This window comes from Pontibacillus chungwhensis, from assembly GCF_030166655.1.
GTDB lineage: Bacteria > Bacillota > Bacilli > Bacillales > BH030062 > Pontibacillus.
Map to the genome: position 1 here is coordinate 751,456 of NZ_CP126446.1, position 21,478 is coordinate 772,933.

The 21,478-nt window shown below is 43.2% G+C and carries 24 protein-coding genes; 15 read left to right on the plus strand and 9 right to left on the minus strand.

Translation table 11 applies throughout. The features are described from left to right. Positions 1–10 precede the first annotated feature (10 nt). The 4 genes from QNI29_RS03905 (at position 11) to QNI29_RS03920 (ending at position 3,162) form a co-directional block, all read left to right on the plus strand. Positions 11–1,222 (plus strand): ABC transporter permease, encoded by a 1,212-nt coding sequence (locus QNI29_RS03905; RefSeq protein ID WP_231418576.1) that lies wholly within the window; start codon positions 11–13, stop codon positions 1,220–1,222. After that, on the plus strand, positions 1,191–2,216 hold the full coding sequence (locus QNI29_RS03910; protein WP_231418577.1) for an ABC transporter permease: 1,026 nt from the start codon (positions 1,191–1,193) through the stop codon (positions 2,214–2,216). Before QNI29_RS03905 ends, QNI29_RS03910 begins: the two co-directional genes overlap by 32 nt. Before the next feature lie 17 nt (positions 2,217–2,233). Then, the gene (locus tag QNI29_RS03915) at positions 2,234–2,959 is read left to right on the plus strand and encodes an ABC transporter ATP-binding protein (protein WP_231418578.1); all 726 of its coding nucleotides are present in this window, start codon (positions 2,234–2,236) and stop codon (positions 2,957–2,959) included. 74 nt (positions 2,960–3,033) lie between these two features. Continuing rightward, the gene (locus tag QNI29_RS03920) at positions 3,034–3,162 is read left to right on the plus strand and encodes a hypothetical protein (RefSeq protein ID WP_255688659.1); all 129 of its coding nucleotides are present in this window, start codon (positions 3,034–3,036) and stop codon (positions 3,160–3,162) included. A gap of 63 nt (positions 3,163–3,225) precedes the next feature. On the opposite strand, the gene QNI29_RS03925 is transcribed toward QNI29_RS03920, so the two are convergent. From QNI29_RS03925 to QNI29_RS03940, 4 genes are all read right to left on the minus strand, one after another. Beyond that, positions 3,226–3,831 (minus strand): TetR/AcrR family transcriptional regulator, encoded by a 606-nt coding sequence (locus tag QNI29_RS03925; protein WP_231418579.1) that lies wholly within the window; start codon positions 3,829–3,831, stop codon positions 3,226–3,228. An 80-nt stretch (positions 3,832–3,911) separates the two neighbouring features. Then, entirely contained in the window at positions 3,912–5,465 is a 1,554-nt protein-coding gene (locus QNI29_RS03930; protein ID WP_231418580.1) for a GMC family oxidoreductase, read from the minus strand. After that, positions 5,446–6,060: a gluconate 2-dehydrogenase subunit 3 family protein gene (locus QNI29_RS03935; RefSeq protein WP_231418581.1), complete on the minus strand. Its 615-nt coding sequence runs from the start codon at positions 6,058–6,060 to the stop codon at positions 5,446–5,448. Before QNI29_RS03935 ends, QNI29_RS03930 begins: the two co-directional genes overlap by 20 nt. A gap of 13 nt (positions 6,061–6,073) precedes the next feature. Continuing rightward, complete coding sequence (locus tag QNI29_RS03940; protein WP_231418582.1) at positions 6,074–6,469, minus strand: hypothetical protein; 396 nt, start codon at positions 6,467–6,469, stop codon at positions 6,074–6,076. A gap of 138 nt (positions 6,470–6,607) precedes the next feature. Here QNI29_RS03940 and QNI29_RS03945 point away from each other — a divergent pair, with 138 nt between their 5' ends. The 3 genes from QNI29_RS03945 (at position 6,608) to QNI29_RS03955 (ending at position 9,579) form a co-directional block, all read left to right on the plus strand. After that, the gene (locus QNI29_RS03945) at positions 6,608–8,170 is read left to right on the plus strand and encodes a GNAT family N-acetyltransferase (protein WP_231418583.1); all 1,563 of its coding nucleotides are present in this window, start codon (positions 6,608–6,610) and stop codon (positions 8,168–8,170) included. A gap of 20 nt (positions 8,171–8,190) precedes the next feature. Continuing rightward, entirely contained in the window at positions 8,191–8,913 is a 723-nt protein-coding gene (locus QNI29_RS03950; RefSeq protein ID WP_231418584.1) for an SDR family oxidoreductase, read from the plus strand. Positions 8,914–9,060: 147 nt separating this feature from the next. Further along, positions 9,061–9,579 carry an NADPH-dependent FMN reductase gene (locus tag QNI29_RS03955; RefSeq protein ID WP_284526789.1) on the plus strand — a complete coding sequence of 173 codons (519 nt, stop codon included), beginning with the start codon at positions 9,061–9,063 and terminating at the stop codon, positions 9,577–9,579. A 100-nt stretch (positions 9,580–9,679) separates the two neighbouring features. Here the strand turns inward: QNI29_RS03955 and QNI29_RS03960 are convergent, their stop codons facing one another. Then, positions 9,680–9,928, minus strand: a complete 249-nt coding sequence (locus QNI29_RS03960) for a YhdB family protein (RefSeq protein ID WP_231418585.1) — start codon at positions 9,926–9,928, stop codon at positions 9,680–9,682. A 158-nt stretch (positions 9,929–10,086) separates the two neighbouring features. On the opposite strand from QNI29_RS03960, the gene QNI29_RS03965 reads away from it, so the two are divergent. The 4 genes from QNI29_RS03965 to QNI29_RS03980 all read left to right on the plus strand — a co-directional run bounded on the left by QNI29_RS03965 (position 10,087) and on the right by QNI29_RS03980 (position 13,015). Beyond that, a complete protein-coding gene (locus QNI29_RS03965) occupies positions 10,087–10,275 on the plus strand; it encodes an imidazoleglycerol-phosphate dehydratase (RefSeq protein ID WP_231418586.1) in 189 nt (62 codons plus the stop codon). Positions 10,276–10,372: 97 nt separating this feature from the next. Then, positions 10,373–10,975 (plus strand): YhcN/YlaJ family sporulation lipoprotein, encoded by a 603-nt coding sequence (locus QNI29_RS03970; protein WP_231418587.1) that lies wholly within the window; start codon positions 10,373–10,375, stop codon positions 10,973–10,975. A gap of 340 nt (positions 10,976–11,315) precedes the next feature. Beyond that, entirely contained in the window at positions 11,316–11,570 is a 255-nt protein-coding gene (locus QNI29_RS03975; protein ID WP_231418588.1) for a hypothetical protein, read from the plus strand. Between the two features lie 479 nt (positions 11,571–12,049). Next, positions 12,050–13,015: a nuclease-related domain-containing protein gene (locus tag QNI29_RS03980; RefSeq protein ID WP_231418589.1), complete on the plus strand. Its 966-nt coding sequence runs from the start codon at positions 12,050–12,052 to the stop codon at positions 13,013–13,015. A gap of 26 nt (positions 13,016–13,041) precedes the next feature. Here QNI29_RS03980 and QNI29_RS03985 read toward each other — a convergent pair whose 3' ends face one another. The 4 genes from QNI29_RS03985 to QNI29_RS04000 form a co-directional block, all read right to left on the minus strand. After that, positions 13,042–13,716, minus strand: coding sequence for a DUF421 domain-containing protein (locus tag QNI29_RS03985; protein ID WP_231418590.1), 675 nt, complete (start codon positions 13,714–13,716; stop codon positions 13,042–13,044). Positions 13,717–13,779: 63 nt separating this feature from the next. Continuing rightward, on the minus strand, positions 13,780–15,009 hold the full coding sequence (locus tag QNI29_RS03990; RefSeq protein WP_231418591.1) for a methyl-accepting chemotaxis protein: 1,230 nt from the start codon (positions 15,007–15,009) through the stop codon (positions 13,780–13,782). Beyond that, positions 15,006–15,602 carry an ECF transporter S component gene (locus tag QNI29_RS03995; RefSeq protein ID WP_231418592.1) on the minus strand — a complete coding sequence of 199 codons (597 nt, stop codon included), beginning with the start codon at positions 15,600–15,602 and terminating at the stop codon, positions 15,006–15,008. Before QNI29_RS03995 ends, QNI29_RS03990 begins: the two co-directional genes overlap by 4 nt. Before the next feature lie 75 nt (positions 15,603–15,677). Beyond that, positions 15,678–16,226, minus strand: coding sequence for a DICT sensory domain-containing protein (locus QNI29_RS04000; protein WP_231418593.1), 549 nt, complete (start codon positions 16,224–16,226; stop codon positions 15,678–15,680). 290 nt (positions 16,227–16,516) lie between these two features. On the opposite strand from QNI29_RS04000, the gene QNI29_RS04005 reads away from it, so the two are divergent. The 4 genes from QNI29_RS04005 to QNI29_RS04020 all read left to right on the plus strand — a co-directional run bounded on the left by QNI29_RS04005 (position 16,517) and on the right by QNI29_RS04020 (position 21,451). Continuing rightward, on the plus strand, positions 16,517–17,752 hold the full coding sequence (locus QNI29_RS04005; RefSeq protein WP_231418594.1) for a TolB-like translocation protein: 1,236 nt from the start codon (positions 16,517–16,519) through the stop codon (positions 17,750–17,752). A gap of 69 nt (positions 17,753–17,821) precedes the next feature. Then, complete coding sequence (locus QNI29_RS04010; RefSeq protein WP_231418595.1) at positions 17,822–19,240, plus strand: SpoVR family protein; 1,419 nt, start codon at positions 17,822–17,824, stop codon at positions 19,238–19,240. 361 nt (positions 19,241–19,601) lie between these two features. Next, entirely contained in the window at positions 19,602–20,168 is a 567-nt protein-coding gene (locus QNI29_RS04015; protein WP_284526790.1) for a sigma-70 family RNA polymerase sigma factor, read from the plus strand. Next, positions 20,165–21,451 (plus strand): hypothetical protein, encoded by a 1,287-nt coding sequence (locus QNI29_RS04020; protein WP_231418597.1) that lies wholly within the window; start codon positions 20,165–20,167, stop codon positions 21,449–21,451. The genes QNI29_RS04015 and QNI29_RS04020 overlap by 4 nt, the downstream gene beginning before the upstream one ends. The last annotated feature ends 27 nt before the right edge of the window (positions 21,452–21,478 follow it).

Below are 21,478 nucleotides of genomic sequence, written 5' to 3' on the forward strand. Positions count from 1 at the left end.
AGCAGACTGTATGAATGGGTTCTCGTTATGGAGATATGAAATGAGGGCAACCGTTCTTCGGCCTGCCCCTCTTTTTTTATCCTTTTTTATCCCTCTGCTCATTATGCTCATCGCTGGATTAAGCTTGCAAAATTTATTCCAAGAAGAAGAGAAACAAATACAAGCTGCAATTGTCGATCATGACCAAACCTTTGAGACCAAGTCTCTAGTGAATCAGCTCTCCGAAGAAGAACGAATGAAGCGAGCTCTGCAACTGACTCCTATGAGTGAAAAGGAAGCGAAAGAAGCGTTTGAAAAAGGGGACCTAGCCGGTGTGATGACAATTCCTGAGGGGTTTACGGATAGTCTCCGGGTTGGAGATAATGAACCAATCGCTGTCATGACAAATCAGGACAAGCCGATCGATTCAACCATGCTTACGGTCTTACTCGAATCAGGTGCGAAGTATATTTCGGCTTCTCAGAGTGCAGTGAACGCAGTCTATGATTTACATATTAAGCAATTACCCAAAGACGAACGAAGTGCAAGACTCGAGGAGGCCATCGTCACCTTTACATTGTTTGCCCTCGAACGAAATGAAGCATTTGAAGAACAGCAAGTCGCGAGTGGAGCGGCAGTAGGATGGCAAGCCCATGCTTTCATTGCCATGACCTTTACGTTTGTCGTATTCTTTACCATACTTTTTCAGGCGTTGGATGGGCGAACTCATACCGCTTCAATCAATATGAGATGGAGAATGCTTAACCTTACGTTTTTACACCAGGTCATTGTTAAACAGATAAAGTGGTGGATCATTCTGTTCGCATTAATTGAACTCCTGATGGGAATTTCCAATCTGGTGGTTCCGGTACAGTTCTCTTTAGGGCTGCATGCAGGGATGGTTTTAATTGCTTTTTGGCTTTCTGCCTTTTCTGCTTTTCTATATGGAGTGACCACTCATGCGAGCATCAGGTCTTTAACTCTTCTCATCGTTTCCCTTATTGGAATGGTCAGTGCGGGTGCTTTAATTCCTGAGATTTATTTACCCACGTGGCTAAGTCAGGATGGAACACCTTTTTCGTTTACGTATGAGGTTTTCCGTTTAGCATTTGCGGACCAGGGTGACCCCTTGCCTTATATAGGATTATTTCTTTGGGGAGTCTTGTTTTATATAGGAGCGACCTTAGCTGGTTTTAGGAAGGAGAAACGTGATGCTTACGTATCTATATTTACATCTAAATAAGTGGAAGAAGCGTCCGTTTCTTAGTCTGTTTGTTCTTTTATTCCCACTCATTGTGACGGTTTCCCTTTTCCCTTTCTTCCAAAAAGCAATGGAGGAATCAGCCGTTCCCGTGGCTCTTGTTGATGAAGATGAGAGTAGGTATTCGACAACTCTCACAGAAAGAGTCAAAGATGCAGATCGGCTACGCGTTTTATCTATGAGCTTTAAAGAGGCAGAACGGGCTGTTAAGAAGGGGACAATTGAGGCGGCCTTTATCCTGAAGGAAGGATTTGAGGAAACGCTCCAAAACGGAGAAATCGATGATACGATTACATGGATCCGTTCTGAGAATTCAACCCTTGATGTATTTGCGAAAGAAGCAATAGGGGCTGAGTTAATGAGACTTTCTTTAAATGCAAAGGCAGGGAATGCTCTTATGAAATGGGATTCCTCGGCTACATTTGAAGAAGGTGTCCAGTATGCGGATCAGTTCTGGAACCCTGAACCACTGTTCCAAGTGGCTTTTGAGAAAAGATCGCCTGAGAATGTAACAGAACCTTCATTCACGCTGAGCCCCTGGCAAGGTGTTATGATCAGCTTGTTCTTTCTGTATGCTTGGATCGCAGGGATTGTATTCTTAAGGAACATGGTTTGGGACCTGAGGTCTGGACGATTGCAACGAATTAAAATGACGCAACAAACTACAAGGGCTTATTTTGCAGGTCATTGCTTTGTGCTTCTGCTCGTAGGAGCTGCAACGTTTCTCCCTGCCACCTATGCTCTATTGACATTGTCTCAAACCCCTATCCTACCGGTTCTGGAATGGTCCGGTTGGGGAGTCATCGTCTTACTGATCACGCTGGGCATAACCTGGTTTTTATTTATGGGACTCGGGCGTAAGAACGGAAGTATTCTTTTCCTGGTGCTCCTTGCTACTGGCTCATTTGTATGGACGACTGCCCAATTGGATTGGGCATTTATATGGCCTCATCATTGGCTCATTCATAAACCTTAAGAAAAGGAGGGAATTATGTGATCCGATTTGAAGACGTATCGAAGTGGTATAAGCGAAAGACTGTTCTGCACCCATTCTCCCTCACGGTAAGAGAAGGGAGTTCTGTAGGCATTATTGGACCTAACGGGGCTGGGAAGTCAACGTTCTTAAAAATGGTCGCTTCACTGGAGAGACCCTCAAAGGGGACTGTATCTTTCTATAATGAACCTTATGAGAAAGTGATCAAACAAGTTCGGGCTGATATTGGGTATGTTCCACAGGACATTGCCCTTTACGAAGAATTAACCGTCAAAGAGCAACTCTCATTCTGGAAGAAACTAGAGCCTAGAGGAGTGGATGAGGGATTCTTAGAAGAAATGATCCAAACACTACGCCTGAACGAGGTTTTTGATCAACGGATAAACCGACTTTCCGGAGGATGGAAACGAAAAGTAAACATGTGTATTGGGCTGCTAAAGAATCCGGCTATTTGCTTATTAGATGAACCAACGGCTGGGGTAGACCTGGCCGCTAAAGAAGATATTATAGGCTGGCTTCAAACCCTCCACTCTGAAGGGAAAACCCTTCTATACATTAGTCATGACTGGTACGAATTGAACCAACTGAGTGATGAGTATTTGTTATTCGCTTCAGGGGCCCCGGTCTTCCAGGGGAGTAAGGATCGTCTGTTGGTTGAGAAGAACGAATTGATGCAAACGTACAACCAGGATGCAGAGCTTTCCCGCATTCTTCAGTATGTGTAAATACAGAAAGGCTCTCTTACCTAGGTAAGAGAGCCTTTTTTAGAGCCGTTCCTCCGTTACTTCAATTCCGTGTAATGAGCAATCGCTTATCATCTAGAACCCTTACAGCAGGAGGGTGGCAATCAGAAAATGGGATGAAGGATGTTCCTAGTGAACGCCTTCATGGAATGGCTTCGCTTGTGTCTTTTGAAGCGTACTATTAATATGAGCCTCGGGTGCCTGCTCTATAAGTGGAAATTTTTTCGTACGAGTGAGGATGTAGGGAATTAATTTAGGTTTTGCTGTCCACTGATGCCGTAAAAGAATAATTGGAGCAATTCTTCAGTGAATTGTTGAGTGCTTTCTTTATCGTGAAACATTTCACGCTGATTGCGCATCGTTTGGTGATACATGTTGATGTAAAACATAATCATATTCGCAGATAAAGAATGATTCACAACGCCTTCTTCTTTACCTTGGTCAATTAGCTTCATGAACACAGGAATAGAGTGGTTTTGAGCAAATTCATTAGCGAATTCTTTAATTTCTGGTTGGTTTGACATCAACGTTTGCATGAAATCGAGGTCAAAGTTTAGCATGTCTGTCGTTTTCGATGTGATAATATGACGAATTTTTTCCTCAAAAGAAAGAGAGGAGTCATCGATTAAATCCTGAAATGTCTTAAGGCGTTCAAAGCCATACAGTTTAACGGCTTCGAGCAAAAGTTGGTCTTTGCTTCCAAAATAATTATAAATCGTTACTTGGGAGACTTGGGCGGCTTTTGCAATCTCCTGTATACTTACTTTCTGAACACCATATTTAGAAAACAGCTCAAAAGCTGTATGTAAGATCTTTTTCTTCTTAAGTTCGGTTCTTCGTTCAAAACCATTCATAGGCTCCACCTCTTCATTCCCATCATACCGTGGGTTTTGAAGCAAATCAATTCATATCCTTCAAATCAAAATGACAGCGTTTAGCCCATCTCTTTGACATATCTTTCAATGTATTCTGCTGAGCGCTTGGCTAAGCTATAAATGGTTAAGGTGGGATTAGCAGAAGGGGCGGTTACAAAGGTCGGTGCTCCAGCAATAAACAAATTGTCGATGTCATGACTCTGTCCATAACTATTGACCACAGATGATTCAGGATCATTCCCCATCCGACAACCTCCCATAAGATGGGCATGAGCTCGTAAGTGATACATCGGTTCACCACCCGCTGCTGAAGCAATTAATTTCAGCGTTTCCTTCGCTTCTTCCCGTATGCGGTGATCATTTTCGTGATAAGAGAACGTGACCTTCGGAATAGGGACACCGTATTCATCAAGCTGGTCTGTTAACGTGACTCGATTACTGGCTTGAGGAACAACTTCACCTAACATCGCAAAGCTTGCAAAGTGGTTGTAATCGAGCATTCTCATTCTCATATTCTCACCAATGCACGTCTCATCGTTTTCTAAAAATAGGGTCGCCAATCGCATCGGACGCATGCCATACGAATTTAAAATGAACCCACGTTTAAACCCCTTTTCCTTCCCGCTTAAATATGGGTCCATGGTTAGCGCTTGGACCGGATTTCCTCTGTACATTCTTATTTCTTCAGGGAATTTGGCGATCAAACGGTCGTTAAGATTTGTCATCAAGTACTTGCCTACAAGACCAGAAGAATTAGCCAACCCTTGAGGGAAGTCCTCGCTCTTTGAATGAAGTAAAAGTCTCGGTGCTTCAATGGCATAACAAGCGAGCACGACGACTTTTGCGTCAATTTCGTGAGGATCTCCATCCATCTTGTAATGGACAGTCTTAACGCGTTTGGTCTTGTCAGTGGTCAGATGAGTGACCGTGGCTTCTGGTAAAAGAGTCACACCGCCCTTTAGAGCTTCTGGTATAAACGTATTTAAAGGTGTTGTTTTCGCGTTCGGCATGCACCCTTCTTCGCAGAATCCACGATTAATACAAGGATGTCTATCTTCTAGTGGAGCAGAGAGGATCGCTAGAGGGGAGACTGCATGATTCATGCCGAGCCTCTCACACCCCTCACGAAATTTTAACGTATTATTGGAAAGGTCATGATGTGCCGGATAAGGATACTTTCCACCAAACTCGGGCCATGGAAATCGGTTTGGTCCAGAAAGAGACAAGCGGTTGGTCATGTCTTCATAGTAAGGCACTACATCTTCGTAGGAAATCGGCCAATCTTCTCCAATGCCTTCTGAATTACGTGTTTGAAAATCACTAGGATGAAATCTTAAAAGTTGAGCGGTGTAATGAACCGCACTTCCCCCAACTCCCTTACCGGAAGTGCTTCTGTACAAGTCGAGAGGATCCTGTCCTACACTGACTCGCGGCTCGTTCCAGAACAGTTTCTCCATTTCAAGTTCATCGCTTGCGAAATCTTGCTCAGGGTTCCGGTGAGGACCTGCGTCGAGCATGACAACGTTTAAATTCGTCTTAGATAAATGGGCAGCAATCACAGATCCAGCTGCTCCGGCCCCTACGATACAAATATCATATGAAGTTTTCGCCATGAGGCTTAGCCTCCCACTCATCAAACTGGTGAGGACCAAATGCGTAATAACCTCGTGGGAAAGCGGGACCGCCATATCCGATATCTGACCATATAGATGGGTCAGAGTAAATGATCTTCACAATTTCAGCAGATACCGTTGAGAAGAAGAGGTCGCTATGAACTTCTGCCCAAATACTTGGGTCACCGTCGCTTTCCCTCCACTTTCTTACAAGCTTGTTCCTTATGCTCTCATCAAGCATATAAAAGGTTTTTCCATGCTCCGTTATGGACTCTTGTTCCATAAACGTTAGTCCCTTTAAGATGATTTCTTCTTTGGATAAATCGGTTCCTTTAGGGAAAGCTTTTAGCTTCCTATGAGTTAAACGCTGGTCTAATACCATAGTCAGACTCAAGGTTTGCTCCCCGAGGTGGGAGGGAAATAATGTTTTAGCTAAAGCCTGCAAAGTCCTTTTCATATCCGGGGTTAAGATGGCCCCATCTGATGGGTGAATGCGCGAAAACAGTACCTCCTGAGTAACAGGATCCCATTCCTTCTTCTCGCTCATCACGTCATAAGTAGGATAATACGTTCGTTTCGGATGTTGTTGCTCCATATCGGTCTCTCCTTTAATACCATAAATTAAGTAATTGAATCATCGCAAAAGCTGCTACTGTAAACGGAAGAACAAAAGGGGGGCCTGACTGAAGGTTCTCATAACGAATTCCTCCTGTTCGTTTGGCAATGGCTCCAATATGAAGGATGCCACCGTATATTCCTGCTAATAGCACGACTATACACATAACCGTTTGTAACCATCCTGCCCATGAAAACGGGAAGACAACCACGAGGAAGCTTGTTAATGCAAAAAACGGTAAGGCAAAAACAGGGATCCACATTTGCCATTTATGAAACTTTCCTCTGTGATGCCATACGGTGATTTGAGCCCAAATCATGAGTATACCTAGTGTGAGGAAAAGGGTGAGTACTTTTCCTAAAGTCCATGAATCCCAGTTCTCTAACATACGTTCACCTCATCTATGTATTTACATCTATTTTTGGGCAAATATGGGGACGCTATACATCATCAACCTAGACAGAAAAGGAGATTTAGGATTACGATAGAATAGAGAGAAATTTTTGACAGAAGGGACAAGTGAGTCATGTCAAAGTTAGATTTATCCCAGTTTGAGAAAAAAGTAATTGTTCGAAATATAAGGCACGAAGATATTGAGGACATCATGAAGCTTCAGGCTATTTGTTTTCAAAATATGGAGCCTTGGGAAAAAGCTCATCTAGAAAGTCATTTAGAGCACTTCCCTGAAGGGCAGTTTTGTGTAGAAGCCGATGGAGAAATTATTGGGAGCTGTTCAAGTCTCCTTGTAAACTTTGATGAATATGACGATCAGCATACATGGGACGATATTACAGATGAAGGGTACATTACGAATCATGATCCTGAAGGGTATAACCTGTACGGGATCGAAGTGATGGTCCATCCTGAATATCGCGGGTTAAAAATTGGCCGTCGTTTATATGAAGCAAGAAAAGAATTGGCGCAGCAAATGAATCTTAAAAGTATCATTATTGGTGGACGCATTCCGAACTACCATCAATACGAAGATCAAATGTCCCCTCGTACGTATGTTAAAGAGGTGATGAATAAAAATATTTATGATCCGGTCTTAACCTTCCAAATTATGAATGGGTTTACAGTCATGAGGGTCAATCCGAACTATTTGCCTGATGATCAGGCTTCTAGCAAGTATGCGACGTTAATGGAGTGGAATAATGTAGACTATCGTCCGACGACGAAACGATATTTTAAGACCTCTTACCCTGTACGCATAACAGCGGTACAGTATATGATGAAGAATATCAGCACCTTCGATGAATTTGCCCGACAAGTGGAATATTACGTCGACGTTGCGAGCGATTTCGGATCAGATTTCGCGCTGTTCCCTGAGATCTTCACAACGCAGCTGATGTCGTTGTTTAATGAAAAGATTCCTTCGAAAGCTGTGCGTAAAGTAACGGAATACACAGAGGATTACATTGAACTATTTACACACTTAGCTGTTAAATATAACGTAAATATTATCGGTGGATCTCATTTTGTCGAAGAACAGGACCAGATCTATAACATTGCTTATTTGTTCCGAAGAGACGGGACGATCGAGAAGCAATATAAAATTCATGTCACACCAAATGAAAAGAAATGGTGGGGCATTCAAGCAGGCGATACAGTTAAAGTGTTTGATACAGACTGTGGTAAGATTGCGATTCAAATTTGCTATGACGTTCAATTCCCTGAATTATCTCGCTATGCGGTTGATCAGGGAGCGAATATTATCTTCTGCCCATTCTGTACCGATGATAGGCAAGGGTATCTCCGCGTCCGCTATTGTGCACAGGCTCGCGCTGTAGAAAACCAGGTATACACAGTTATTGCGGGTACGGTTGGGAACTTAACTCAAGTAGAGAACATGGACGTTCAATATGCACAGTCTGGCATCTTCACGCCGTCTGATTTCGAATTTGCAAGAGACGGGATCGTAGGGGAAAGTCATCCGAACACAGAAACGGTTGTCGTTGGTGATGTCGATCTTGAAGTGTTAAGGCGTCAGAGAAAATCAGGAACAGTTCGCCAACTGAGGGACCGCCGAAGAGATTTATTTGAAACGAATTATAAGAACTTAACAACAGAAGTTGTAGAAAACGACTAATAGATCAGGGGTGATCGAGAATGCTTGAAGGACAAACGGCCATCATTACAGGAGCTTCTAGAGGGATCGGGAAAGAAATAGCCAGGCAGTTTGCTGCAAAGGGCGCGAATCTCTCTATACTTGGGAGTTCCGACCACATTCACACAACGAAACAAGAGTTAGAAGAAGAGGGGTATAGAAACATTCTCTCCTTCCAGGCTGATGTGAGTAACGAAGATGAAGTGGATCATGTAGTCGAGGCAACGAAAAATGCATACGGACAAGTGGATATATTGATTAACAATGCCGGAATTGGCATGTTTAAGCCTGTGGAAGACGTAACCGTGGAAGAATGGAGAAAGGCGTTTGAGATTAACGTACAAGGCGTGTTTCTCTGTACAAAAGCCCTCATTCCAACTTTTAAAAAGCAAAAAGCAGGTACAATCATTACAATTTCCTCTGATGTAGGGCGTTATACAATTCCGAATGGGTCCTTGTATACCTCAACCAAATATGCCGTGCAAGGATTCATGGGTTCCGTTGCTCAAGAGGTGCGAGAGTATGGCATCCGCGTAGGGACAATTAACCCTGGGATGGTCGACTCTTACTTTGCTGAGTCCAAGCAAGGAGATCCAGAGAAACAAGATTGGCTAAAGGTCGGAGATATTGCAGAGGCTACGGTCTATATGGCAAGTGCCCCGAAGCATATGCAAATTGATGAGATGCATCTTCACCCTCTTATTCAGCAGTATCCAAGAACGTAAATTCTAAAGCGGCCAAGCTCTTAAGCTGGCCGCTTTTAATTATTGAGAACTGTTAAACTTTTGAAAGAATGTTATGCTTTTAATACGCCCCTTCTCTGACATAAACGCTTACATAAGGACTCAAGGCACCGTCAAAGGAGGAAGAAAATGAACATTGTAGTGATCAACGGCACACCAAGAAAATACGGGCGTACGCGCATTGCGGCTAAACACATAGCCGAACGCATGGATGCTCATTTAGTGGATTTAAGCACGATGAACTTACCCATGTTTAATGGTGAGAAAGACCAAGGAGATCTTGCTGAAGTTCAGTTGTTGCAAAAAACCGCGATGGAAGCCGACGCTTTCGTTTGGCTGTCTCCGGAATATCATAGTGGCATGAGTGGAGCTTTAAAGAACGCTCTCGACTTTCTTGGAGGAGACCACTTCCGTCATAAGCCTACATTACTGTTTTCGGTAGCTGGTGGCGGTAAGGGTGGTATTAACTCCCTTAATCAAATGAGAACGATTGGACGTGGCCTTTATGCGAATGTCATCCCAAATCAACTCGTTCTGGACCCGCACTGTTTCATAAGGGACGAAGATTGTTTAACAGAAGACGCTACGGAGAAGGTTCAATTTGTTTTAGATGAATTTCAAAGCTATTTGGATCGCTATGTAAAGTAATCATATGGAGAGGGGGACCCTCGCGGTTTAAGGACTGCGAGGGTTTTTGGGATGGTTTGAAGCATAAAAAAGACGCCCCCTTTATGGAGCGCCTTGTATGCTAAATTTCTTCTGTATAGGAAAAGGCAGGCATATGGATCATCGCATGATCGATATAGTGCATCAGATCTTCATGAGATGTCATCACGGCTTGCTCATCAGGAGAATAATGATACGAATGGAGAAAGGACTCGATTTTCTTAGCGAGAAAATCATCTTTCGTGCGTACCATTAAGATAAGTAAGTCGTCCCATTGCCCCCAAAGTGTAAAATACAAAGCTTTATCATAATCAGCTATATATACTGTCACTGAGGCATTGCCCCTTTCAGAAAGGGTTACTTGTAGTTTGACCAGAATAAAGCTCTTCACTCTTTGACGTTGTTGGCGATCTTGTCAAACAATGCCTGAATAGTTTACCGGAGTGATTCGGATAATATCCTTATTAAGAAAATAAGGAGTGACTCCATATGACAAGTCGTAATGGCAGTAAGGGCAGTCAAAATCAAAGCTCACCAAAACGAACAGGGAAATTAAAAGGCGGTAAAATGAACGAAGAATTTGGCAAAGAAATCGCTTCTGGAGATAACAACAAAGGAACAGAATACCGTTCAAAAAAAGGGGCTAAGTCCCAATTAAAGAATCCAGGAAATCATTAAAAGAAAGCACGCCCAAAATTTGGGCGTGCTTATTTTCGTATAAAGGCGGATGAACGATTCCATACTAAGGGCACAAAAACAACTAGGAGGTACTAACATGAATATGAAGTTAGTAGGTGTATCCATTCTTTCTGCAGCGGTATTATTTGGATGTTCAGCAGAGGGTGACAAGGAATCCCGCATGGGCACAAAAGGTAATGACTATGAACAGAGCGCTCATAACGAGCAGAATTACAATGCTCAAAAAGATGGCTTCAACCAAGTGAATTATGACAACGGTCCATACGATGGTCAAATGAATAATGGCCAAGATTACGGCGAAGAAAATGTGGGCAATGAAGACACATACAAAGACGACGATCGTCGTTACAGTGTAGCGAATAAAGTAGCTGATAAAATCACAGCAGATGTCGATCAAGTGAAACGCGCTTACGTGCTAAAAACAGACCGTAATGCTTATGTGGCTGTTGTGAAAAAAGGCGAAACGACAAAAGAATTAAATGACGATTTAAAGAAGAAAATTGCTAAAGCGGCAAAATCTGCAGACAAAGACATTAACAATGTATTCGTTTCTGCAAACCCTGACTTCTTTGACATGACAGGCGACTATGTTCAAAACGTACAAAACGGCAAACCGGTTCGTGGATTCTTTGATGAGTTTGGTCAGATGATTAAACGTATTTTCCCGGAAGCTAAATAGAGTGAGATGAGACCCCCGTTGAGTGCGGGGGTTTTTTTGTTTTTTGGTTGGAGTGGGGGAGAGGCTCGAGTTGGGTGAGGTGGCTCAAGTATCGGGGGAGTGGCTCGAGTTCGGGCGTGGCGGCTCAAGTAGCGGGGGAGCGGCTCGAGTTTGGGCGTGGCGGCTCAAGTAGCGGGGGAGCGGCTCGAGTTTGGGCGTGGCGGCTCAAGTAGCGGGGGAGAGGCTCAAGTTCGGGCGTGGCGGCTCAAGTATCGGATGAGTGGCTCAAGCAGAGGAGAAGCGACACAAGAAAAGGACTAATTGACTCAAGCGTCGAAAAGAACGACTCGAGTGAGTACGAATGAGCTCAAGCTGGCGGGATGTGGCTCAAGTAGGGGAAAACCGGCTCGAGACAAGAGGAAAGTGGCCCAAGTATGAGAGGCGGATGAGGAATGAGCTCAAGTTGCGAAAGAGAGGATCGAGTAGCGGCGTGGCGACTCAAGCAGAGGAGAAGCGACTCAAGCAGAGGAGAAGTGACACAAGAAAAGGACTAATTGACTCGAGCGTCGAAAAGAACGACTCGAGTGAGTACGAATGGGCTCAAGCTGGCGGGTAGTGGCTCAAGTAGGAGAAAACCGGCTCGAGACAAGAGGAAAGTGGCTCAAGTATGCGAGGCGGATGAGAAATGGGCTCAAGTTGCGAAAGAGAGGCTCGAGTAGCGGCGTGGCGGCTCAAGTAGCGTGGGAGCGACTCAAGCAAAGGAGAAGTGACACAAGAAAAGGACTAATTGACTCGAGCGTCGAAAAGAACGACTCGAGTGAGTACGAATGAGCTCAAGCTGGTAGGTAGTGGCTCAAGTAGGAGAAAACCGGCTCGAGACAAGAGGAAAGTGGCTCAAGTATGAGAGGCGGATGAGAATGGGCTCAAGTTGGGAAGGAGAGGCTCGAGAACCGGCTCAAGCTCCGCCGCAGCGACTCAAGTTCTCTCACACCGGCTCAAGCCAACCCCTGCCTTCTAGGAAAGAGGACAAATTATTTCCATTTTCTAACTAGTCTTGCTATATTAAATTTGAAAGGAAGTGATTAATTGGTAAACATGAAAAAGCGAACAGTACCTCCTGTCATTAGGCAAACAGAGGCTTTGCTCAGAAGGTTGCCTGAACAGCATCCGAAGCGAGAATTGATTGAGAAGGATGTTAATAGAAGGTGGGCTGGTTACCGGGGCGAACAGGCGTTAGATTATTTTTTAAGGTTTCTGCCTTTTTCCACTTATCGAATTTTTCATGATCTTCGTTTAAATTTATATGGGAATTCATTTCAAATTGATACCCTTGTACTTACTCCGAATGTTGGTTTCTTGATTGAAGTAAAGAATTTGGCTGGGGTGATAACGGTTGATGAGGAATTAGGGCAATTTACAGTTGTAAAACAAGGGATTACAAAGAAATATCAAAACCCTTTGGCCCAGGTTAACCGGCAACTTATCCAATTAAAGCAATGGTTCCAGGCACATGAGGTCTACACTTATCCAATAGTGCCTCTTGTATCAATTAGTAATCCTAATACCGAACTACATTTTAAAGATTCACTTTCTGTTCCAATCACTCAATTAGATGTAACCATCGAGCGAATTAAGAAGCTCTATGCTTTTTATGAAAATAAAAAGTCTTTCTCCTTGGATCCTATAGAGCGATCTTTACTTCGAAATCATCGCCCCTTTTATTCTGATATCCTCAAAATGTATTCGATTCCTTCCTCTCTTATTCAAACTGGTATTCAATGTCCTGTCTGTAAAGAATATGGTATGGCTCGTATCAAGTTGTCTTGGGAGTGCCCTGACTGTTCAACCCGCTCTAGGCAGGCTCATCGTCTTGCGTTAGCTGATTACTTTTTGTTATACGGATCAACGCTGACTAATAAAAGATGTCAGGAGTTTCTTGGTATACGATCACGGCATGCTGTTGCCAAACTACTAAGCCGTATGCCTCTTTCCTATACAGGCTCCACGAATGCTTTAACGTATGTGACTCCCTCAAACATCGAAGAACTCATACCACAATAAAAAAACACCCAGGCAACCTGAGTGTTTTAATTAGGTGGGGGATACTCACTGATATGAATAGTGTGATCCCCATCTAAGATATAAGCGAAAAAGATGGACTTCGTCGAAGTGAAGTCTTGTTTTTTAAGCTGTTCAAGTAGCCAGGCTTCATCCTTTTTTACGAGCGAGAGATTGCGGTGCTGGACCTTCCCTTCTACGATGACGGACAAGGGAATGCCTTGGTACGGTAGCTCCATCCCCATATCTGCAGGGGTGAGAGGGGCACTCTCTCGTTTTGGGATGACACTGACATCGCCGTTTGGCTCTAGAAAGGCATATTCAATGTCTTTTACACGTGGGTGACCCGACGTTCTGAGCACTGAGAGGAGTTCGACTAAAGAGAATCGTGACTTTTTTAAGTTTTCGGGTAAAATGACGCCGTGGCGAACCAAAACGGTGGGCTGGCCGATTATAAAATGCTTGATGCCATCCATAAGGCTCATTCGGGATAGGGCATAGTGAGTAAGCCCGATCCCGATAATGCCGATAAAAGATTGAACGTATGTATCAATTTGAATCGGTTGAAAGGCTACATAAGCTAAGAAAAACAAGGCTGCAAAATCGTGGGGGGTTAATTGGGCAAGAGCTGATTTTCCCAATAAACGAACCACTAAAATATAGAGGACAAAAATCAATAACAACGGTGGAAGAAAGTTAAGCATACGATCCCGCCTTCCCAACAACATTAACCGTTAGTCTGTGTTGGGAAGTGAAATGTATGCAAGCTATTTCGCGACTTTCATATTTTCACGCTCTGTCATGTCAGCAGGGCGGATCCAGGCCACTTTTTCTGAGGTTTCGGCGTGCTCCTGGAGGTGTTGCTGGATCGTCTGGATATGATCGACCATTGTGGATACGGTCATTTCGAGCTCCATTAAGTGGGATTGTTGTTCCATTGTGAGTTCTGATGATCCTTCTGTTTTAGACGTGAGGCCTTGTGTGAGCGTCATAACCTCTTGCATCATGTCGATGAGTCGTTGGTTCTCGGCTTCGACCTCGGTTGAGTCCCGCTTAATTTCGTGGGATTGGCTTGAGAGCGTTCGGATGCTTGAGATGACGTCATCAAAGATATGAATCATTTGTGTTCCTTTTTGTTTTCCTTCTTCTAAGACGTGAATGTCTCGTTCGTAGGATTTTTCTTGATCTGAGATGCTGGTGTTTACATCTTTTACGATTTTCTCAATGGTCTCGGCGCTTCCTTTAACTTGTGTGGAGAGCTTGCGGATTTCTTCTGCGACAACGCCGAATCCCGCACCGTGGCTCCCTGCTCGCGCGGCCTCGATGGAGGCATTAAGGGCGAGAAGGTTTGTTTGATTGGAGATGTATTCAATACTGCTCAGCGCTTGAGTCACTTCTTTCATTTTGACAAGGAGCTGTTGATTATACTCTCCGAACTGTTTAGTGATGGCAATAATTTTTGAGAAGACAAGGTTGAAGTCATCTGCTTTTTGTTTTCCTTCATTTGAAAGCTCCGTGACTTCTTCTGTCGTTGAATTCGTTACTTCAATTATGGCGTCGAGATTCTGGATCATGCCGTTGATCTTTCCAAGCTGTTCTCCGAAGTACTTAATATGATCTTGCTGTTGGTGAATGTCTTGGACCATATCCATGAGCTGATCATTGACTTGTTCTGAAGATGAACTAACCTGGCTATTCATTGCGTTCATGTGGCCGATATGAGTTTCTAAATGTCGGAGTTCTTCTAGAGAAGTCTGGATGGCGTTTGAGTTCGTTGGTGGTGTATCTTCTATAGGTTGCTTAGGTTCAGGCCCTTTAGAAGACAGGTTGTTCCTTATAAAAAGAAATGCAACTCCAACCGTTGCGATTAAAGATCCTCCTATCGCATAGTAGAGGGTGGTGCTATAGAAATTGTAAAACGATAGAGCTAAAGCGTAGAGGAAGAGCGCACTTATGATAAGAATCGTTTGTTTAGAAAGAGTTTGGATGGTCTTCATGCGATGAGTCTCCTCTTCTGTAAGATGCGTTGAAGTTTAAAGGAAAAGGGAAGTCCTACCGCATACACAAATGAGATCTTAATCAGGTTAAATGGAATGATAACGAGTAAGACGGCGGTGCGGAAGTCCGTAACAAATGGGTTCGCCTCTGTGAATGAGGTTAAGTATTGATCCATGTTAAGTCCCAGGAGGTTCATGATCGTAGGTAATATAAAGTAGTAATTTAAAAAGAACATCGCTGTTAGAAAGACCGTGATGGACAGGGCGAAGCTTTTCCAATCAAGTTTCTTCTGGTAATGATAGAAGAAACCTATTAATCCGACGATTAAGGCGCCCGATAGGAAGTTTGCGATTTGGTTAATCGGTAAGCCTACATAGCTGCCGTGAGATAGGTATTCAATGCCATTCTTTAGGAATTGAACCATCACTCCCGCTACAGGGCCCATCGTGATCGCGCCAATCAATGCCGGAACATCGCTCACATCAAGGGTTAGGAAAACTGGGAAAAATGGTAGAGGTACTTTAAAGAAATATAAAATCATACTGATGGCCGCTAGTATACCAATGGCGGTCATTTTTTGTAGTTTCGTCATAGAAATCTCCTTTTGAATGAAATAGAAAAAAAGAAAAGGCAATCGAATAGGTGATTGCCCTTCGTTTACTGGACGCTATGCGATTGGTGTTGCTTTCGTATGAGGTGCCAGAAGTGCTGTTGCTTTGTCGATAATGCGTGGATTAGACGATTTCATTCCTCTAAATTTACGATCTTCTTCAATTTCATGAGTGCCGAAACCTTCCATGTCGTAAGCGACCATCATCGATTTAAATTTAGGTGAGTCAATGACTAGGAACCATTCACGCATAAGCTCGCTCTCTGGTGGGATTTCAATATAATTAATGCCATCATTTTGGTCCATAGGTGCATCATTTTCACCGAAGATGTACACGTTACTGTATTCTGTCATCGCCTGGAAGCGATCAATGACGTTTTTGGCACGGGAAAACTTTTGGAAACCAGCGTACACATTTCCTTGTAGTTTCTTGGTTAGAACCATGTTTTCCATCATAAGACACATGTACTCAAGCTGAGGGACTTTCGTTTCGTACTTCATGGAACGGGCGTTTAGTTGAGAAAGGGAAGCATCACTTAGGGCGTCGGTCGTTCCTTCCACTTCACCGAAACATTCTTTAAATAGCGATAAATTCTTTAACTCCATCAAAATTCCTCCTATAAATGTATTGTTTTCCTTTAGTGTAAGTCTAAAGGACTAGGGAGAGACCAAAAAAAAGCAGCCGCTCGATCGGACTGTGAAATCAATTATGTATGTCTTGAAGAGTACGTACGGATTTTGTACATACGTTACCTCACTAATGTATCAAAGTTTATTTACCCCACCATAAACATGTTAAACATAGAAATAGAAAAAGTGTGAATCTTTTTTGGTTGTATGAATAGTGAGAACTCGTGAAAAGGTAAGAATATCAACTTTTTGAAGGAGATTCGCTCATGAAATATATAGTGATATGTTTTCTAATTTTTCTTATGGTGATCCCGTCAACAGGGCTCGCTCAAAAAACAGACCTGACAGCGGCCTTTGTGCGAAACGGGGACTTATGGGTGATCCACGATGGCAAGGAGAAAAAAGTCACGCACACGAAGACGGTTACAAGTAAACCCATATGGTCACATGACGGTCAGTATGTTGCCTTTTTGCAAAAAGGGGTTCTGAACGAGCAGGGTGAGCTTTCTGATGAGTTATGGACCTACCAGATTAAAGGACAAAAGAAGAAAAAAATCTATTCTGATGCATTCAATGCCAAATGGTCGCCAAAAGAGAATAAAATAGCCTTTCAACATGAAGGGGCATTAAGTGTCTCTGATCTAAAGAACTTCTTTAACGTCTCTGTAGGGGTTGGAGGGTACACATGGCTGCCTGAAGGGAATGGATTCTTGTTATCTTCAAACGCTATGCCTACGCCGCAAGGGTGGACGAATGCGGTACTGTATAAAAAGATGTTACCTGAAGAGCTAGTAGATACTATGGATACGGAAGCGGAAGCGTTTTTCACAATTCCTAAACAGTTAAAAACCGACGATGCAGAGATTCCTGCTATAGGAGCGGAGGATTTTGGATTTTCTCCAAGTAAAAAATGGATGTCCTTTATTGTTTATCCGACAGCGTCCTGGTCGATGGATAGCAACATGCTTAGTGTGATTCGTACAGATGGGACAGACTTTTCGGTTGTTGATGAAATCATTACAGGAGTCGGAACCCCGAAGTGGGCTCCTTCAGAGGACATTCTTGCCTATATCGGGGGGAGTGGACGGCTTGTTTTTGGTTTTAAGAACAAGGATCTGAAGACAAAAGAGTTTCCTGCATCAAATTCCTTAACGCCTGAGTCCTATGCAGAACTGGATTTTACTTGGTTAACAGATGAGCAGCTTGTCACCTCGAGGGTGAAAGAAGCGGATTGGTCCAATGATCCTGCCAATCGTCCGAAGCCTGCCCTTTACAAAATCAATCTAGAAAGCCAAAAGCAAGATCAAATCTCTTCGCCCTCTGAACAGAAAGGAGACTACCATCCTATGTTCTTAGAGAAAGAGAAGAAGCTGGCTTGGCTGAGAGGGAATGATTTGATTGATGAGCATAAAGATGTTTGGATAGCGGAGGAATATGGTTCAAAAGCAGAAAAATGGGTCGAAAATGTGAGTGAAATCTCGTTTTACGAGCCGGAACACTAGGAAAACGTTCATTCCTAAACAACCTCCTTCATACAATTGTTATAAGACTTGTATGAAGGGGAGATCGATGTGAGTAGTGAATATAATAAACAGCTTGAATACGCAATCGATGAAATTACGGAGATCGCTGAAGGATTTGGGCTTGATTTTTATCCGATGCGTTATGAAATCTGTCCGGCTGATATTATTTATACGTTTGGGGCATACGGGATGCCGACACGTTTCTCTCACTGGAGCTTTGGGAAACAGTACCATAAAATGAAACTCCATTACGACTTAGGATTAAGTAAGATCTATGAACTTGTGATCAACTCCGATCCGTGCTATGCGTTCTTATTGAATACGAATAGCTTAGTGCAGAACAAGCTGATCGTCGCTCATGTACTGGCGCATTGTGATTTCTTTAAGAATAATGTACGTTTCCAAAATACGAATCGGGACATGGTCGAGAAGATGTCGGCAACGGCTGAACGAGTGGCTTACTATGAGAAGGTTCATGGGCGTAAAAACGTCGAGGAATTCATTGATGCGGTATTGTCTATTCAGGAGCACATCGATCCGTCTCTTCTCAGACCAAAGTTAGCTTGGTCCCTTGAAGACCTGGAGGAAGAAGAGGAAGAGACACCTCGTGCCACGCCATATGATGATCTGTGGTCACTTGATGAAGCGAAGAAGAAGGAAGAGCCGATGAAGAAGAAGCGTAAGAAATTCCCGCCTCGCCCTGAGAAAGATATATTGCTGTTTATTGAGGCACATAGCCGGGAGCTTGAGCCATGGCAACGTGATATCTTAACGATGATGCGTGAGGAAATGCTTTATTTCTGGCCACAACTCGAGACGAAGATCATGAACGAAGGCTGGGCTTCCTTCTGGCATGCGCGGATTTTACGGGAAATGGATTTAACGAGTGATGAGGCGATTGAATTTGCTAAGCTGAATGCTGGAGTTGTGCAGCCGTCCAGAACGCAAATTAATCCGTACTATTTGGGCCTTAAAGTGTTTGAAGATATAGAGGAGCGCTACAATAATCCGACAGAAGAGATGAAGCTAAATGGCGTTAAGCCAGGGTCTGGTCGGGAGAAAATGTTTGAAGTGCGCGAGATTGAGTCTGATATTTCTTTCATCCGAAACTATTTAACGAAAGATCTTTGCTTTAAAGAAGACCTGTATTTGTTCCAAAAGCAGGGGCGGGATTATAAAATCACGGACAAAGATTATCAAGCGGTACGGGATCAGCTCGTCACCATGCGTGTAAACGGAGGTTTTCCTTACATCACCGTACAAGACGGAGATTATTTACGAAATGGTGAATTGTATTTGAAACATCACTTTGAAGATGTAGAGCTCGACCTGACTTACCTTGAGCGCGTACTTCCATACTTATATCAATTATGGGGCCGAACGGTTCATATGGAGACGCTTGTAGAGGGACGAAACGTGTTGTTTACGTATGAAGGGAAGAAGGTTGGCCGGAAATTTATATCTTAATATCTTAAGAGACCGTCACACACGGTCTCTTTTTGTTATGTAATCATTTTTAAATCTAACCCTAATCTTTCTCTCGATCCAGTACTTAAGTGTTGTGGAAGTTAGGATTCTTCTGTGTGTATTAAAAAATGGATTGTCTCCGTTTCTTCCAATATGGAAAAGGTGGGCCTGGAAACTGCGAGACTCACCAGCTCCTCATAGGAAAGTGAGTGGTTTCCAGGACCACCTTACGCTTACCTAAAGCAAACAGAAACATTCCCAAAAATCCTGCCATTTTCTTGAATAACCATTTAAAATTTATTTTATACATACGGGAACCTTTTTCCAATCTTTGCGTCAAAGGTAGTGAAAAGGGAGGGGAATGGTAACCTTGGAACTTACGAATGGAGAGGTCAAGGAAATGATCCGAGATGAAGCGATGAGAGAAGAATTTATTGAAAGAATGATCGACCAATACAACCAACAGATTCTCTGGCTTGCCTATTCTTACGTAAAAGACTATTCATTAGCCGAAGAGATTACCCAGGATGTGTTTCTTACGTGCTACCACAAAATTGATACATTTCGGCATGATTCCAGTATACGGACGTGGTTATACCGGATTACGGTGAATAAATGTAAAGATTGCTTGAGGAAGAAGAAAATCAGAGCTTTCTTAACGTTTGAGAATCAAAAGCAAGAGAACCTTGTCATTGAAGAGGCTCACCCAGAGTCGATCGCCTTTCAGACAATGGAAGATCAACTCTTATCAGAGCGTGTGCTGTCGCTGCCTACTAAGTTTAAGGAAGTGATCTTTATGCATTACTTTGAAGAGATGAAGATACAAGAGATTGCTGATGTATTAGGTGCGAAGGTAAATACGGTAAAAACACGTCTGAAGCGTGGTCGCGCTATGCTTAAATCCATGTACGAGGAGGGATCGGAATGAGCGTTGATGATAAGCTAAAGAACCTTAGGAAATCGATGAAGGAAACTTCCTTAAAAGATATTGATGCAGATGAAACCAAAACAAAGCAGTATGTCATGAACCGTAAGAAGAAGAGTTTCTTGATGAATGGTACAAAGCGTTTCGGGCAAATTGGGGCGAGTCTTGTGGGCTTAGCAGCTCTCATGTTGTTTGTGGTTTATATGGGTACGGGGAACTTCAATTTAACAGGGGGCGATCAGTCAGGGAGCACCCAAGAACAAGATATTGAAGAACACCGCTATGAAATGGTCGTCATCCATGACAAAGGAGAGTTAGAAAACAAAGAGTGGCAACACCTCTATAATAAGCAGCCGATGGAAACCTATATGAAGGAAACGCGCGTACTTGCGGATGAATCGATGGAGGCTAGGCGATTGCTTGCAAGCGATCCATTGCCAGAGGGAATGTATTTCCCGGTTGCTTATGTATTTGATACGGAAAACAATCAGCTTATTTATCGTACGGACCAATTAGAGGACTTGAAAGACTTTCTTCCTCGTTTGTATCAGTCGCCTGAAGTTGAAGTGACTAAGGGAGACTATGAGCTAAGTGGTCTTTCCTTAGGGGATTCTTTTGAACATGTATTGGAAGAAAAAGGGGAGGCCCATTTTTATAGTCCAAAGTCAGCTCGAGCTATGCCGGCGGCCTACTATAAGGAGAATGGGAAGTTTGTGCTAAGTGTGATGCTGGACGAGGATAGTAGGGTCAGGGGGCTTGAATTCGAAGTTTCATACATGAGCGAAACGGATCTGCCTGAAACCATGGAAGAAGCTCATAAACTTTATGGGGAGCCTGATCATACGCAACAAGTCACCTGCAGTGAACAAGACACATGCGTAATAGATCAATTTGGTCAGATGCTTATAAAATATCAATCAGACAGTAACCAAATTAGTGTGATTGAAGTAAGTACGGATAAGCTTAAAAAGGAGATTTTAGATTCCTATAAACCTATTGAAGAGAACACCTTTAGTGCGATTTACGTAAAAGGGCCGGAGAATGGGTTAGATATTGAACGGGTCTTTAAAAATCATCGTGGGTTATCTTTATCTGAAACCTCAACAGTCGCTACTTACAAAGGCCCTGGCGATGCCGAATATTATGAGCACCTAGAAGTGTTAGTTGGTTTTGATTTGAAAACTCACGGGGAAGTCCTTCTTCTTAATGATGAAGGGGAAGTTGTTTTACGAACGAAAGATGAGAAAGAAGTAGATGAATTCCTAAAGAATTGGGAAGAAAAATAGGTAAGAAGGAACCACGCAAAAGCCTGT